Below are 15,133 nucleotides of genomic sequence, written 5' to 3' on the forward strand. Positions count from 1 at the left end.
AACCGGCATAACCGGAGGCTAGGCCATGTCGCTCAATCCCGTTCGTCCCTGGCGTTCGATCGAACGCCGCAAGTCGCGCCAGATCATGGTGGGCAACGTGCCGGTGGGCGGCGATGCGCCGATCTCGGTGCAGACGATGACGAATACGCTCACCTCGGACGTGAAGGGCACGCTCGATCAGGTGATCCGTGCGGCCGAAGTCGGCGCCGACATCGTGCGCGTCTCGGCCCCCGACGAGGACGCCACCCGCGCCCTGAAGGAGATCTGCCGCGAAAGCCCGGTGCCGATCGTCGCCGACATCCATTTCCACTACAAGCGCGCCATCGAGGCCGCAGAGGCCGGCGCCGCCTGCCTGCGCATCAACCCCGGCAACATCGGCGACGCCAGCCGCGTGCGCGAGGTCATCAAGGCCGCGAAGGACCACGGCTGCTCGATCCGCATCGGCGTCAACGCCGGTTCGCTCGAGAAGCACCTCCTTGAGAAATACGGCGAGCCCTGCCCCGAGGCGATGGTGGAATCCGGTCTCGACCATATCCGCATCCTCGAGGACAACGACTTCCACGAGTACAAGATCAGCTGCAAGGCCTCGGACGTGTTCCTCGCCGCGGCAGCCTATCAGGCGCTCGCCGAAGCGACGGACGCCCCGATCCATCTGGGCATCACCGAGGCGGGCGGGATGCTCACCGGCACGGTGAAATCGGCCATCGGTCTGGGCAATCTGCTGTGGATGGGCATCGGCGACACGATCCGCGTCAGCCTGTCGGCCGATCCCGTCGAAGAGGTCAAGGTCGGCTACGAGATCCTGAAATCGCTCGGCCTGCGCACCCGCGGCGTGCAGATCATCTCCTGCCCGTCCTGCGCGCGTCAGGGTTTCAACGTCATCAAGACGGTGGAGATCCTGGAAAAGCGCCTCGAACACATCAAGACGCCGATGAGCCTGTCGATCATCGGCTGCGTGGTGAACGGCCCGGGCGAAGCGCTGATGACCGATATCGGCTTCACCGGCGGCGGCAATGGCGCGGGCATGATCTACATGGCCGGCAAGGCGAGCCACAAGATGTCGAACGAACAGATGATCGACGAGATCGTGCGCCTGGTCGAAGAAAAGGCCGAGAAGCTCGAAACCGAAGCCTCGGAAGCCTGACGGAAACAAGGCGGGGGCTCTGCCCCCGTCCGGCTGCGCCGGACTCCCCCGGGATATTTATGGAAAGCCGAAAAGCAGAGCGCTTCGTCTTTCGGCTTTCCATAAATATCCCAGGGGTGAATTTTGCGCGTCAGCGCAAAAGAGGGGGCTGGCCCCCTCCTTGCGACAGCGATCTCAGTCGATGACCATGTCGTCGCGGTGCACCAGCGCCGCGCGCCCCGGATAACCGAGGATCTCCTCGATCTCGCGCGAGCGGTGCCCGGCGATCTTGCGCGCTTCCTCGGCGGTGTAGCGCACCAGCCCCTTGCCATGCGAGGCGCCATCGGGGCCGATGATGCTCACCGGCTCGCCCCGGCCGAAATGGCCGACGATGCGGGTCACGCCGGCGGGCAGCAAAGACTTGCCGTGTTCGAGTGCCTCGATCGCGCCGGCGTCGATGCGAAGCTCGCCGCGCGGCTTCATCGCAGCGATCCAGCGTTTGCGCGCCGCCTGAGGGTCACCCTCAGGCAGGAACCAGGTGCAGTTCGCACCCTCGGCCAGCGCGCTCAGCGGACGGGACACGAAGCCCTCCATGATCGCCATGGCGCAACCGCCCGCCACAGCGGTCTTCGCCGCGAGCAGCTTGGTCTTCATCCCGCCCTTCGACAGGCCGGAAATCGGATCGCCGGCCATCGCCTCGATCTCGGGGGTGATGTGTTCGACCGTCTCGAAGCGCACTGCCGAAGGATCTTCCTTCGGATTCGCGGAATAAAACCCGTCGACATCCGACAGCAGCACCAGCTGATCGGCGCCCACCGTTACCGCGATCTGCGCGGCCAGCCGGTCGTTGTCGCCGAAGCGGATCTCGTCCGTCGCGACGGTGTCGTTCTCGTTCACGATGGGCACCACGCCGAGGCCCAGAAGCGTCGAGAGCGTCGCACGCGAATTCAGATAGCGGCGCCGGTCGTCCGTGTCCTCCAGCGTCACCAGAACCTGCGCCGTGGTCACGCCGAGCGGATCGAGCACCTCTTCATAGGCGCGCGCCAGACGGATCTGGCCGACTGCCGCCGCTGCCTGGCTCTGCTCCAGCGGCAAGGCGCCCGCCGGCAGACCGAGCACCCGCCGCCCGAGCGCGATCGAACCCGAGGACACGATCACCACATCCGTTCCAGCGCGACGCGCCTCGGCCACGTCGCGGGCGAGCGCGCGCACCCAGTCCTCGCGCAGACCCTCCGGCCCGACCAGCAGCGCCGAGCCGATCTTGATCACCAGCCGCCGCGCCGTCCTGATATCCGGCCGGATGTCAGGACGCGCGGAACCCTCGCTCAGGGATGCCATGCCGTCGCCTTCTCGCCTTCGTCCTCGCCGCCGCTGATCTCGGCCCAAAGCGCGCGCAGCACATCGGTCACGCCCTTCTTCGAGACGCCCGACATCAGCATGACCGGCTGGCCGCAGGCCTTCTCGAGCGAGCGTTTCCGCCCCGACAGGGTCTTCGGATCGAGTGCGTCGATCTTGTTCAGCACGGTGATCCGCGGCTTCGCGGCGAGTTCGGGCGAATAGGCCTCCAGCTCGCCGATGATGGTGCGGTAATCCTTGGTGATGGTCGAGGAGGTGCCATCGACCAGATGCAGCAGCACCGAACAGCGCTCGACATGGCTGAGGAACTGATCACCCAGCCCCCTGCCCTCAGAGGCACCCTCGATCAGACCGGGAATATCGGCGATGACGAATTCCTTGCCATCGACCCCGACGACGCCGAGGTTCGGCACCAGCGTGGTGAACGGATAATCCGCGATCTTCGGCCGGGCGTTCGACACCGCGGCGAGGAAGGTCGACTTGCCGGCATTCGGCAGGCCCAGAAGCCCGGCATCGGCGATCAGCTTCAGCCGCAGCCACAGCGTGCGCTCGACCCCCGGCTGCCCGGAATTGGCGCGCGAGGGGGCGCGGTTCGTCGCCGATTTGAACTGCAGGTTGCCCCAGCCGCCGTTGCCGCCCTTGGCAAGCAGCACCCGGTCGCCCGGTTTGGTCAGATCGGCGACGATGGTTTCCTCATCCTCGTCGATGATCTCGGTGCCGACGGGCACTTTCAGCACGATGTCGTCGCCATCCGCGCCGGTGCGCTGGCTGCCCATGCCGTGCTGGCCGTTCTGGGCGAAGAAGTGCTGCTGATAGCGGAAGTCGATGAGGGTGTTCAGCCCCTCGACCGCCTCGGCCCAGACCGAGCCGCCCTTGCCGCCGTCGCCGCCGTCAGGTCCGCCGAACTCGATGAACTTCTCGCGGCGGAACGAGACACAGCCGCCGCCACCGGCGCCGGAGCGGATGTAGACCTTGGCGAGATCGAGGAATTTCATCGTCGGAGTCCTTGGTTTGCAAGGCGCCGGCATACGCTGCACCGCGCCACAGATCAAGCGCGGGATGGGTGGTCCGGGAGGGGTCGCCCTCCCGGCGGGTGGGGATCGGGGAGGGTTGGCCCTCCCCGAAGCCGGTCCGAAGCCCGGACAGCCCCGCCCCTCAGCCCATGTTGCGCAGATAGGTCCAGGTCGGCACCCGCGCATTGCGCGCCACCGACCAGCTTTCAGAATCGCCCAGATAAGCGAAGCCCGCATTGGTCAGCACCCGGGCAGAGCCCGGATTGTCCTGAAACACCTCGGCGAACAGGGTGCGCGAGCGATGCGGATTCGCCGAGACGATGCCATTCACCGCCTCGGACGCGAAGCCGGTGTTCCAGAACCCTGCACCAACCCAGAACCCGACCTCGGACTGATCGTCCTCGATCCGGGTCAGAGAGACCACGCCCAGCACCTCGGCCAGTCCCCGGGCCGAACCGTCGATCGCCCAGACATCCTCCGCCCGGTTGTCGGCCATGGCGCGGGCGACATAGCCCTCGGTCGCGCCCGGAGGCAGCGGATGCGGGATCGCGCGGGTGCCCTCGGCGACGCGACGGTCAGCGGTGTACATGGCGATCAGACCGGCGTCCGACTTGCGCAGCGGGCGCAGGGTGAAACGTTCCGTCTCGATGACGGGCTGGGCGGTGATGGGTTCCTGATACATCTGCGTTCCTCCTCGAAACGCCGGCACCGGCGCGGGGTCTGCGCCCGGATCCGCAGTCTGGATGACACCCGTTGATGACATCCTAAAGACGACGGGCCGGAAGGCGAAATTCCCCCGCAAAGCACCGAAAATCCTGTTCGTTCCCGGCCCCCTCGCGCCCGCCCGCAGCGTTTGCGCAAGAAAAAAGGGGACCGGCCTGACAGCCGATCCCCCTGATACGATACCGTGTAACGGGTCGGCTTACTCGGCCGCCTCCGCAACAGGGAGGACCGAGATGAAGGTGCGGCCTTTGAGGCCTTTGTGGAAGGTCACCTTGCCATCGACGACGGCGAAAATGGTGTGATCCTTGCCCATCATGACGCCCGCGGCCGGCCACCACTGGGTGCCGCGCTGACGCACGATGATGTTGCCCGGACGGGCCGCTTCGCCACCGTAGAGCTTGACGCCAAGGCGACGGCCAGCGGAGTCGCGGCCGTTGCGGGACGAACCGCCTGCTTTTTTGTGAGCCATTGTTCCGGTCTCCTCTTACTTCGCTTCGTGCGCGGTGACGCGCGCGGCAGCGGTTCCGACGGCTTCCTTCACGCCCGAGGCTTCGGCGCCCGAGGCGAGAACCTCAGTCACGCGAACCAGCGTCAGCTTCTGACGGTGGCCACGGGTGCGCTGCGACGAATGCTTGCGGCGGCGCTTGTGGTAGGTGATGACCTTGTCGGCCTTGATGACGTCCATGACTTCCGCCACGACCGCCGCGCCCGCAACCGTCGGGGCGCCAACGGTCAGGGTTTCGCCACCGACCATCAGAATTTCGTTGAACTGGACTTTTTCACCAGCAACGGCAGCGATCAGTTCCACGCGGAGCACGTCGCCCGCCTGAACCTTGTATTGCTTGCCGCCAGTCTTGAGGACCGCGAACATGGGTCTTTCCTTCGATACAGCCGCGCCCTGCGGCACCTTCCGGCCTGTCGAAACAGGCGTTCCGGGTTTAACGGTTTCCCGCCTTCGGGCAGCGCGCCCCGGATCCGGGGCGGAGTTGATAAAGATTCCCCCGCGAAAGGCAGTCCTCCGCCGGGCTCGCGGTGTATCGGCGAGGAGCCCCCCGGAGTCAAGCGGAATATAGGGCGCGAAGCGTCCGTTCGCCCTGCGTGCAAAGGCGGGGCGAAGCGGAACCGGACCGCTCAGGCGCCCGCCCGCTCCTCGAGGTCGAGCCACTCTTCCTCGGCCGCTGCAAGGGCGGTCTGGCGCTCGCTCAGCATCTGGGTGGCCTTGGCGAATTTCACCGGCTCGCGGGTGAACAGTTCGGGATCGCCGAGCAGCTCGCTCAGCTTGCCGATCTCGAATTCGAGCTTCTCGATGATGCCCGGAAGCGCCTCCAGCCGGTGCTTCTCGGTGAAGCTGAGGCCGGATTTGCGGGCGGGTTCAGGGGCGGGCTTCGCCTCGGCCGGGGCGGCCCTGGCCGCCGGCTTCGCCGCAGCAGCGGCCGCCACGGGGGCGGCAAGCGCCTTCTGCGCCTGATAATCGCTCCAGCCGCCGGCATAGACCGTGGCGCGCCCGTCGCCTTCCATCGCGATGGTGGTGCTTGCCACCCGGTCGATGAAATCGCGGTCATGGCTGACCAGCAGCACGGTGCCGTCATACTCGCCCAGAATGTCTTGCAACAGATCGAGCGTCTCGACATCCAGATCGTTGGTCGGTTCGTCGAGGATCAGCAGGTTCGAGGGCTTCGCCATGATCTTCGCAAGCAGCAGCCGCGCGCGTTCGCCGCCCGACAGCGCACCGATCGGCGCACGGGCCTGCGATTCGTCGAACAGGAAGTCCTTCAGATAGCCCACCACATGGCGCGGTTGCCCCCGCACCATCACCTGATCGGCCTGCCCCATGACCTTCATCGACGGGTCGTTCACCAGCCCGTCCCACAGCGTCATGTTGAAATCCAGCGTGGCGCGCGCCTGATCGAACACCGCCATCTCCAGATTGGTGCCGAGCTTCACCTCGCCCGCGTCGGGCGCAATCTCGCCGGTCAGCATCTTCAGAAGCGTCGTCTTGCCCACGCCGTTCGGCCCGACGAAGGCCACCCGGTCGCCGCGCATCACCCGCAGGTTGAAATTCTCGACGATGGTCTTGGCGCCGAACCGCTTGGTCAGGCCCTTCGCCTCGATCACCCGGCGGCCGGACTGCGGACCGGCGTCCATCTCCATCGCCGCCACACCCTGACGGCGGATCTGCCCGGCGCGTTCGGCGCGCAGATCCTGCAACGCGCGGACCCGGCCCATGTTGCGCTTGCGCCGCGCCGAGATCCCCTCGACCGCCCAACGCGCCTCGGCCTTGATCTTGCGGTCGAGCTTGTGGCGGGCCTCGTCTTCCTCGGCCCAGGTCTGTTCGCGCCAGTCCTCGAACGCCTCGAAGCCGCGCTCCTGCCGGCGGACCTGGCCGCGGTCCACCCACAGCGTCGCCCGCGTCAGATTGCGCAAAAACGCCCGGTCATGCGAGATCACCACGAAGGCGTTGCGGGTGTCGTGCAGGGTATCCTCAAGCCAGGCGATGGCCTCGATATCCAGATGGTTCGTCGGCTCGTCGAGCAGCATCAGATCGGGCGCCTCGGCCAAGAGCTTCGCCAGCGCCGCGCGCCGCCGCTCGCCGCCCGAGGCGGTTTCGACCGGGGTGTCGGGGCGGAACTTCAGCCCCTCGGCCACCACATCGACCTTGTAATGATCTTCCTCGGACAGGCCCGAGGCCGCGAAATCGCCGAGCGTGGCGAAGCCCGACAGATCGGGCTCCTGTTCCATGTAGCCGACGGTCGTGCCCGCCGGCACCACGCGCGCCCCGCGGTCGGGCTCGATCATCCCGGCCATGATCTTCATCAGCGTCGATTTGCCGGAGCCGTTGCGCCCGACGAGGGCCACCCGGTCGCCCTGCTGGACAACGAGATCGAGACCCTCGAACAGCGGATCGCCGCCGAAGGTCAGGGAAATGCCGGAGAGTTGCAAAAGGGGTGCGCGTGCCATGTCCAGCGGGCTACAGGCGCGCCCCGCAAACGTCAATGGGGCCAGCACCCGCGGAACCCGCGCCCGATACAGGAACCGCTCCCATCCGCAGCACCCGCGCGCGCGCCGGCGGAATCGCCGCAATCTCCAGCCCGGTGAACACATGAAGCGTGCCCAGATCCTCATCGACCACGGCGTGATCGCTGACCCAGCCGCCCATCGCCAGATAACTGCGCAGCAAGGGCGGCATGGTCAGCTGGGCCCGGCGCAGATCGGGTATCTGTCCTGCGAGCGCCTGAGCATAGTGCACCAGCTGCGGTGCCTTCGCCTGCGGCCGCCACCGCTCCGGCGCTAGATGCCGGCCGGCCAGCGCCGCGAAGCAATCGGCATAGGCGCGCCAGTCCAGTCCGTGAAACGACGAGCAGCCGAACAGCATTCCCGCATCCTGTGCCGCCACCTCGGAGGCAAGCGCCCCCCACGCCAGCCGCAGCACATCCGGATCGTGACAGCCGGGCGCCAGGCAGAACCGGCCGACCTCGATCATCGGCGCAGCGAAAGCGCTCAGCGCGGCAAGATCGTAGAACTGGGCGGAATAGCTGGTGCCGATCGCGGCACCACCCGGCAGCGGCAGCAGCCGGAAACAGCACATCAGACGATCCTGCCCGTCCTCGACCAGAACGTGCCGGCAGATCGCATCGAAATCGTCGCGGTCCGTGGCGGCACCGGTGCGGAATACCCGTCCGCGCAGCGCCTGCGCCGCAGCGAGATCGCGCTCCGACTGAGCAAGGCGCACCCTGTAGCGGCCCGTGGAAAGCGGTTGCATCCGTCGCGCACTCCTGCCGTCTGGCCCGAAGTCAGGCTAGCCGATCTGCGCCCGCCGAGGAAGCCCCGCCGCGACCCGCGAGGAACGCGGCGGGCGAGAGCGCCCGCCCGGCTTGCTTGTCCCCGGCTTACTTATCGTTATGTCCGAGCGCCTGATCCGGAGAGATCCGGCCGAAGCTGCCCATCAGCTGACGCACGATGCCGATGCCCTTGATGTTCGATTCGGTCACGCGCCGCGACAAGGTGACCACCTCGCCGTGATCGAGCCCGTAGCGTGCCACGTCCGACACCACGCCCTTGCCGTCGAAGCTGATCGCGACAACCTGCCGGTCGACCTCCTTCGGAGCGAAAGCGCCATACGTGCGCCAGCGCGACTGCACGTAATACCACCCCGAGCCGGCGAGAACGCCGCTCGACGACGGCCGGCCGATCATGCCATCCAGCTCGTCACGCGTGGTCTTGCCGACCTGCACGCCGGCCAGCTGGTCCGCGGGGGGCACGTAACCATGATTCTCGTAAAGCGGCTGACAGCCTGCCAGCGCGATTGCCGCCACCAGCACCAGCGCCTTCGCGCCCTGCCGCGTCATGGTTCCGGACTTCACTCGCATCCCCCTCTTGCCTCGCGGCCCGCGGCCTTTTATCCCGATTACAACATGCGGCAGCGGCCCTCAAGCGCGATGCGGGGGCCGGTTCCACCGCACCGGCCATTCGCCGCCCGCTCCGCCCGCCGTCCCGTCCTTTCCCCGAGGCCCACCGATGAACAATTCCGATCCCCGCTCCGATGCGGGCCCCACCGCCCCCCTGCCCTGGTCGAGCACGCTGCGCCCCGCAGAGCTCGCAAGCCGCAAGCCGACGCGCTTCGACATCTCCCCCGATGCGGAGACCCGCGCGCGCATCGCCGCCTGGGCCGGGATCGAGGCGCTCGACAGCCTGCACCTGAAAGGCACGATGACCCCCCTCGGGCGCACCGACTGGAAGCTCGAGGCCGAGTTCGGGGCGGTGGTCGTGCAGGCCTGCGTCGTCACCCTTGCACCGGTCACCACCGCCCTCACCGAACCCGTCGTGCGCCGCTACGTCGCCGACCTGCCCGAACCCGAGGGCACCGAGGTCGAGATCCCCGAGGACGACAGCCTCGAACGCCTGCCGCCGGTGATCGACCTCGCGGCCGTCGCGCTGGAAACGCTGGAGCTGGCGCTGCCGCTTTATCCCCGGGCCGAAGGCGCCGAGCTGCCCGCCGCGAACGGGGAAGGCCCGACCGCGGACGACACCCGCCGCCCCTTCGCCGATCTGGGCAAGCTGCTCGGCCGCAAGACCGAAGACTAGGCCCTCACCGCGCGGCTGCGCGCAGAACAAGCGGGCATTTCGCGTCCTTCGTGCCACCACGCACGAAACCGGCGCGAGAAAGCACTTGCAACGAGCCGGAAACACAGTATGTTCCCGGCCTCATTCACAGGTTGGGTTCGCACCCGGTCAGCCATCCTGGCAGCCGTGACGAGATCCAGAAGAATCAGGGCCTCCCGGCCCCTCAACGGGCTCCGGGCCCCCGAACACCGAGGTTGACACAATGGCTGTCCCGCAAAACCGAGTTACGCGCTCCCGTCGCAACATGCGCCGTGCGCATGATGCCCTTGTCGCCGGTAACCCGGCAGAATGCCCGAACTGCGGCGAACTGAAGCGCCCGCACCACGTTTGCGGCGCCTGCGGTCACTATGACGGCCGCGAAGTGGTCGCCCAGACCGCCGAGACCGACATCGACGACGACGCTGCGTAAATCGCTCGCCGCCTGACGCCTCTTCGTGATGCCACCTGAACAGGAGCAGATGCAGGCCCAGGATCCGGCGGACGCTGCACGATTGCAGGGCCACCCCCGGGTGGCCAGGGCGCCGGATCCGTCCGGCGCCGCTGTCGTCTCTATGACCGATACGAATCTCATCTCTATCGACGCGATGGGCGGCGACCGCGGCCCTGCTGCTGTGCTCGACGGCATCGCGCTGGCCCATGCGGCCAATCCGGCCCTGCGCTTTCTGGTGCATGGCCGTCAGGCCGAAGTGGCCCCGCTGATCGCCGCACGCGGTCTTTCGGACATTTGCAGCCTGCGCCACGCCGAGGCCGTCGTCACCATGAACGACAAGCCGTCGCAGGTGATGCGGCATGGCTCCGACACCTCGATGTGGTCGGCGGTCGATGCGGTGCGCAACCGGGAAGCGGCGGTCGCCGTTTCCTGCGGCAACACCGGCGCGCTGATGGCGGTGTCGATGCTGCGGCTGCGCAAGCTGCCGGGCGTCAACCGGCCGGCGATCGCCTCGCTGTGGCCGTCGTTCAATCCGGGCGGCTGGAACGTCATGCTCGACATGGGCGCCGATGTGCGCGCCGACGCCCACGATCTGCTGACCTATGGCATCATGGGTGCGGCCTATGCGCATTACGCTCTCGGCCTAGAAACGCCGCGCGTCGGCCTGTTGAACGTCGGCACCGAAGAGCACAAGGGCACTGCGGAACTTCGCCTCGCCCATGAGCTGATGACCGGTGCCCAGGCCCGTGGCGGGTTCGCTTTCGTCGGCTTCGTCGAGGGCAACGACCTGCCGGCCGAGCGCGTCGACGTCATCGTCACCGACGGTTTCACCGGCAATGTCGCGCTGAAGACCGGCGAGGGCACCGCGAAGATGGCGTCGCGGCTGATGAAGGAGGCGCTGACCTCGACCTGGCTCGCGAAGCTCGGCGCGCTTCTGGCGATGTCGGCGCTGAAGCGGCTGAAAGACAAGATCGACCCGCGCCGTGCGAACGGCGGGGTCTTCCTCGGGCTCAATGGCACCGTGGTAAAATCGCACGGCGGAGCGGATGCCACCGGCATCGCCGCCGCAATCGACCTCGCGGCACGTCTTGCCCGTTCCGGTTTCCTGGAGCGGATGGCGGCCCGGGTTGCCTCCGCCGCTCCGGCAGGGCAGGATGCCCCCTCGGAAGAGGCCAGCAACGAGTCCGCAAAATGAACATCAGATCCGTGGTTCGGGGCGTCGGCCATTACCTGCCGTCGCGCGTCGTCGAGAACAAGGAATTCGAGGCGACCCTCGACACTTCGGACGAATGGATCCGGTCGCGCACCGGCATCGAGCGGCGTCATTTCGCCGCCGAGGGCGAGACCACCTCGCAGCTGGCGATCAAGGCGGCCGAACAGGCGCTGGAAAACGCCGGAATGAGTGTCGATCAGATCGACGCCATCGTCGTCGCCACCTCGACGCCCGACTACACCTTCCCCTCGGTCGCGACGATGGTTCAGGCCGGTCTGAACATGCGTCAGGGCTTCGCCTATGACATTCAGGCGGTCTGCGCGGGCTTTGTCTATGCCCTGGCGAACGCGAACGGGCTGATCGTCTCGGGCCAGGCCAAATGCGTTCTGGTGATCGGCGCCGAGACCTTCTCGCGCATCATGGACTGGACCGACCGCGGCACCTGCGTGCTGTTCGGCGACGGCGCCGGCGCGCTGATTCTGGAAGCGGCGACCGGCACCGGCACCACCGACGACCGCGGCGTGCTGTCGACCGATCTGCATTCCGACGGCCGCTACCGCGAACTTCTGTATGTCGACGGAGGGGTCTCGACCAACGGTCAGGCTGGCCATCTGCGGATGCAGGGCAATGCCGTGTTCAAGCACGCGGTGACCAAGCTTGCCGAGACCGCGCATACCGCGCTCGAAAAGGTCGGGCTGAGCGGCTCGGATGTCGACTGGCTGGTGCCGCATCAGGCCAATCTGCGCATCATCACCGCCACCGCGGAACGGATGCAGCTGCCGCTCGAACGCGTCGTGCTGACGGTGCAGGATCACGGCAATACCTCGGCCGCCTCGATTCCGCTGGCGCTGTCGATCGGGGCCGAACGCGGCCAGATCAAGGAAGGCGACCTGCTGGTGACCGAGGCGATCGGCGGCGGTCTGGCCTGGGGATCGGTCGTCCTGCGCTGGTAACGGTCGCCGGGGCCCGTCAGCCCCTTTGCTGACGATCCGCCCCCGCTGCCGATATTGACTCGAGGAACCAATGCGCACATCGTGGCCCAAACGATCCCGGAGGATGGCATGTCCGACAAGACCCTGACCCGCATGGACCTGAGCGAGGCCGTGTTCCGCGAGGTTGGCCTGTCCCGCAACGAATCGGCCAAGCTGGTCGAGAGCGTGCTGCAGCACATCTCGGATGCGCTGGTGGCCGGCGAGACGGTGAAGATCTCGTCCTTCGGCACCTTCTCGGTGCGCGAGAAGAACTCGCGCATGGGCCGCAATCCGAAGACCGGCGAAGAGGTTCCGATCAGCCCGCGCCGCGTGCTGTCGTTCCGCCCCTCGCATCTGATGAAGGACCGCGTCGCCGACGGCAACGCGAACTGATCGCGACGGCCCGGACAGGAGGCCGCCGATGACAAAATCCGCCGATGCCTTCCGCACCATTTCCGAGGTCGCAGAGCTTCTGGAAACCCCTGCTCATGTGATCCGGTTCTGGGAGACGCGCTTCTCGCAGCTGCGGCCGGTGAAACGGGCGGGCGGGAGGCGCTATTTCCGCCCGGCCGACGTGGCGCTTCTGGGCGGGCTGAAGCATCTTCTGCATGGCGAAGGCCTGTCGATCCGCGATGTGCAGAAGCTGCTGAAGGACAAGGGCGTCAGCCATGTGATGGGCTTTGCCGACACCAGCCGGCTGTTCGCCGCGCCGGAGGACGAGCCCCCCGCCCCGGCGGCGGTTGCGCCTGCGGAGCGCCCGACACCCCTGTCCGAAGCCGGGCACGGATCGGAGGCCTCTGCCCTCCGCCCCCCACCGCAGAGCGATGCCGGCACGGACACCGATGCCCCGGCAGCGGCACTGGCGGAGGGGGTGCAAGGGCTTGGCCCTGCCGTTGACGGCCCCGGATCGGAGCCGCAAAGCGGGCCGCACGGGCGGGTTGCGTCTCCGGAGACGGTCCGCGCGGAAGCGCCTCTGACGCCGGAAGAGCCCTCCCGCGCCGATGGGACGGATGCCGTGACGGCCGATGGCGCGCAGGCTGCCTCTGGCAGCGACGACGGTGCCGCAGCCTCTGCGCCCCCGGAAACCGGTGCGACGGGCTGGCGCAAGGTTCTGATCTATTCGGAGCGCACGAGCGTCGCACGGACAGGTCCGGATGACGGAAACGGCACGGACCTTCTGCGCACCGAGGTCGTGGAGATCGCCGGGGAAATCGGGGAAATGACGGAAGGCACGGAAATCGTGCCCGACCGTTCCCCTCTGCCCGCCCCGGCCGAGGGGTTTGCCACCGCCCGGGCGCTGCGCCGGCTGAGTGGAACGGGGCTGAGCGGCGAGGACCGCGCGACCCTCGGCATGGTGCGGGTTCGCCTCGTCGCGCTGGCCCGGCGGCTTGCGGAAGCCTCTGATGCGGGGGTGGAAACCGGTCCCGAAACGGCGCCCGGAAAAAGTGCGTTTTGACGCTTGCACCCGGCCCCCGGATGCCTCTATATGCCCCTCGTCGGGCCGTGGCGCAGTCTGGTTAGCGCGTCCGTCTGGGGGGCGGAAGGTCGAGAGTTCGAATCTCTCCGGCCCGACCAACACGAGAAACGCCCACCCCTTGCGGGTGGGCGTTCTGGTATTTCGGCCCCTTCGACGTCACCCCTTCGGGAAAGGCACAGCATGACGCCCGGCATCCTCCCCGATTCTGCCCTGCGCGCGATGATCGCCCGCGGCGAGATCCTGGCCCCGGTCCCGGTCGGCGAAGCGCAGATCCAGCCCGCGAGCCTCGATCTGCGGCTTGGCGACGTGGCCTATCGGGTGCGGGCCTCGTTCCTTGCCGGCAAGGCGACGCGGGTGGCTGACAAGCTCGACGATTTCGGGATGCACCGGATGGATCTGAAGGGCGGCGCGGTTCTGGAAAAGGGCTGCGTCTATCTGGTGCCGCTGATGGAATCGCTCGCGCTGCCCGAGGACGTCAGCGCCGTCGCCAATGCCAAAAGCTCCACCGGGCGCCTCGATCTGCTGACCCGCGTGATCATCGACGGCGGCACCGAGTTCGACCATGTGCCCGCGGGCTACACCGGCCCGCTTTACGCCGAGATCTGCCCGCGCAGTTTCTCGGTTCTGGTGCGGCCGGGGATGCGGCTCAATCAGATCCGGTTCCGGCGCGGCGATGCGGTGCTGAGCGATGCCGAGCTGAGCGCGCTGAACGCGCGCGAGCCCCTTGTGTCGGGCGAAGCACTGATCGACGACGGGCTTGGCTTCTCGGTCGATCTGAATCCGGCGGCGGGCGATCTGGTGGGTTACCGTGCCAAACCGCATACCGGAGTGATCGACCTCGAGAAGATCGGCCATTACCGGGCGCGCGATTTCTGGGAGGAGCTGCGCACCCGCGAGGGGCGGATCATCCTCGATCCCGGCGCGTTCTATATTCTCGTCTCGCGCGAGGCGGTGACGATCCCTCCGGATTACGCCGCCGAGATGGCGCCCTATATCGCCATGGTGGGCGAGTTCCGGGTGCATTACGCGGGCTTCTTCGATCCGGGCTTCGGCCATGGGACGGCGGGGGGCGCGGGGTCTCGCGGCGTGCTGGAAGTGCGCTGCCACGAGGCGCCCTTCGTGCTGGAACACGGTCAGGTGGTCGGGCGGCTGCTGTACGAGCGGATGGCCGCGCGGCCCGATCGGCTTTATGGCGCGGGGATCGCGTCGAACTATCAGGGCCAGGGGCTGAAACTCGCCAAGAATTTCCGCACCGAGTGAGCGCGGCCGGGGGCCGTGCGAAAAAGGGGGCTCTGCCCCGCCAAGACGTAAAAGAAAGGGGGCTCTGCCCCCTCGGGCCTTCGGCCCTCACCCCCGGGATATTTGCGGCGAATCGAAAGCGCAAGGATGCGCCTTGTCTGTCATCGCCGGCGCGCGCCTGGCATGCGAGGACGGTGACAGGCCCTCGCCATGGCGAATGAGCCCCCTGAACCGGCGGATCAGAACCGGCGGGTGATGCGCATCGCGTCCTGAACCCGTTTGACCGCCTGCCTCATGGTGCCGGCGGCCCTGCGCTCGGCTTCGGTCATCTGTTCGGCCGGCTTGCCCTTGCGGGCAGCGAGCTCGATTCCCCGGAATATGGCGCCGTTCAGCAGGCGCCGGCCGAACAGTCTCATCAGCAGGTTGATGATCTGATTGAGGTTCATCGCTGTCTCCTTTCCGGAGGG

17 protein-coding genes and 1 tRNA gene are annotated in these 15,133 nt (G+C 67.4%); 9 read left to right on the forward strand and 9 right to left on the reverse strand.

Annotated elements, in window-relative coordinates:
* Positions 1 to 25 precede the first annotated feature (25 nt).
* On the forward strand, positions 26 to 1,144 hold the full coding sequence (gene ispG, locus CG50_RS00210) for a flavodoxin-dependent (E)-4-hydroxy-3-methylbut-2-enyl-diphosphate synthase (protein WP_036633825.1): 1,119 nt from the start codon (positions 26 to 28) through the stop codon (positions 1,142 to 1,144).
* Positions 1,145 to 1,318: 174 nt separating this feature from the next.
* Here ispG and proB read toward each other — a convergent pair whose 3' ends face one another.
* The 8 genes from proB to CG50_RS00250 all read right to left on the reverse strand — a co-directional run bounded on the left by proB (position 1,319) and on the right by CG50_RS00250 (position 8,582).
* Positions 1,319 to 2,461, reverse strand: a complete 1,143-nt coding sequence (gene proB, locus CG50_RS00215; protein WP_051909264.1) for a glutamate 5-kinase — start codon at positions 2,459 to 2,461, stop codon at positions 1,319 to 1,321.
* The gene (gene obgE, locus CG50_RS00220; RefSeq protein ID WP_051909266.1) at positions 2,449 to 3,474 is read right to left on the reverse strand and encodes a GTPase ObgE; all 1,026 of its coding nucleotides are present in this window, start codon (positions 3,472 to 3,474) and stop codon (positions 2,449 to 2,451) included. The genes proB and obgE overlap by 13 nt, the downstream gene beginning before the upstream one ends.
* Before the next feature lie 160 nt (positions 3,475 to 3,634).
* Positions 3,635 to 4,174, reverse strand: coding sequence for a GNAT family N-acetyltransferase (locus CG50_RS00225; RefSeq protein WP_036633828.1), 540 nt, complete (start codon positions 4,172 to 4,174; stop codon positions 3,635 to 3,637).
* Positions 4,175 to 4,414: 240 nt separating this feature from the next.
* Entirely contained in the window at positions 4,415 to 4,684 is a 270-nt protein-coding gene (rpmA, locus tag CG50_RS00230) for a 50S ribosomal protein L27 (protein WP_036633830.1), read from the reverse strand.
* Positions 4,685 to 4,699: 15 nt separating this feature from the next.
* Positions 4,700 to 5,086 carry a 50S ribosomal protein L21 gene (gene rplU, locus CG50_RS00235; protein ID WP_036633833.1) on the reverse strand — a complete coding sequence of 129 codons (387 nt, stop codon included), beginning with the start codon at positions 5,084 to 5,086 and terminating at the stop codon, positions 4,700 to 4,702.
* 260 nt (positions 5,087 to 5,346) lie between these two features.
* Positions 5,347 to 7,173 (reverse strand): ABC-F family ATP-binding cassette domain-containing protein, encoded by a 1,827-nt coding sequence (locus CG50_RS00240; protein WP_036633837.1) that lies wholly within the window; start codon positions 7,171 to 7,173, stop codon positions 5,347 to 5,349.
* A gap of 10 nt (positions 7,174 to 7,183) precedes the next feature.
* Complete coding sequence (locus tag CG50_RS00245; RefSeq protein WP_051909267.1) at positions 7,184 to 7,975, reverse strand: GNAT family N-acetyltransferase; 792 nt, start codon at positions 7,973 to 7,975, stop codon at positions 7,184 to 7,186.
* Positions 7,976 to 8,102: 127 nt separating this feature from the next.
* Positions 8,103 to 8,582, reverse strand: coding sequence for an outer membrane protein assembly factor BamE (locus tag CG50_RS00250; RefSeq protein ID WP_051909269.1), 480 nt, complete (start codon positions 8,580 to 8,582; stop codon positions 8,103 to 8,105).
* Between the two features lie 148 nt (positions 8,583 to 8,730).
* Here CG50_RS00250 and CG50_RS00255 point away from each other — a divergent pair, with 148 nt between their 5' ends.
* From CG50_RS00255 to CG50_RS00290, 8 genes are all read left to right on the forward strand, one after another.
* Positions 8,731 to 9,297: a YceD family protein gene (locus CG50_RS00255; protein WP_051909271.1), complete on the forward strand. Its 567-nt coding sequence runs from the start codon at positions 8,731 to 8,733 to the stop codon at positions 9,295 to 9,297.
* 241 nt (positions 9,298 to 9,538) lie between these two features.
* Positions 9,539 to 9,745, forward strand: coding sequence for a 50S ribosomal protein L32 (gene rpmF / locus CG50_RS00260; RefSeq protein ID WP_036633840.1), 207 nt, complete (start codon positions 9,539 to 9,541; stop codon positions 9,743 to 9,745).
* A 142-nt stretch (positions 9,746 to 9,887) separates the two neighbouring features.
* Complete coding sequence (gene plsX, locus CG50_RS00265; RefSeq protein WP_036633841.1) at positions 9,888 to 10,961, forward strand: phosphate acyltransferase PlsX; 1,074 nt, start codon at positions 9,888 to 9,890, stop codon at positions 10,959 to 10,961.
* The gene (locus CG50_RS00270; RefSeq protein WP_036633843.1) at positions 10,958 to 11,932 is read left to right on the forward strand and encodes a beta-ketoacyl-ACP synthase III; all 975 of its coding nucleotides are present in this window, start codon (positions 10,958 to 10,960) and stop codon (positions 11,930 to 11,932) included. Before plsX ends, CG50_RS00270 begins: the two co-directional genes overlap by 4 nt.
* Before the next feature lie 108 nt (positions 11,933 to 12,040).
* Entirely contained in the window at positions 12,041 to 12,343 is a 303-nt protein-coding gene (gene ihfA, locus CG50_RS00275; RefSeq protein WP_036633846.1) for an integration host factor subunit alpha, read from the forward strand.
* Positions 12,344 to 12,371: 28 nt separating this feature from the next.
* Entirely contained in the window at positions 12,372 to 13,406 is a 1,035-nt protein-coding gene (locus CG50_RS16770; protein ID WP_152559386.1) for a MerR family transcriptional regulator, read from the forward strand.
* A gap of 41 nt (positions 13,407 to 13,447) precedes the next feature.
* Positions 13,448 to 13,525, forward strand: a tRNA-Pro gene (locus tag CG50_RS00285).
* An 82-nt stretch (positions 13,526 to 13,607) separates the two neighbouring features.
* Complete coding sequence (locus tag CG50_RS00290; RefSeq protein ID WP_036633848.1) at positions 13,608 to 14,687, forward strand: 2'-deoxycytidine 5'-triphosphate deaminase; 1,080 nt, start codon at positions 13,608 to 13,610, stop codon at positions 14,685 to 14,687.
* A 218-nt stretch (positions 14,688 to 14,905) separates the two neighbouring features.
* Here CG50_RS00290 and CG50_RS00295 read toward each other — a convergent pair whose 3' ends face one another.
* The gene (locus CG50_RS00295; RefSeq protein ID WP_036633849.1) at positions 14,906 to 15,112 is read right to left on the reverse strand and encodes a hypothetical protein; all 207 of its coding nucleotides are present in this window, start codon (positions 15,110 to 15,112) and stop codon (positions 14,906 to 14,908) included.
* Positions 15,113 to 15,133 lie beyond the last annotated feature (21 nt).

This window comes from Paenirhodobacter enshiensis (genome assembly GCF_000740785.1).
Classification (GTDB): domain Bacteria; phylum Pseudomonadota; class Alphaproteobacteria; order Rhodobacterales; family Rhodobacteraceae; genus Rhodobacter; species Rhodobacter enshiensis.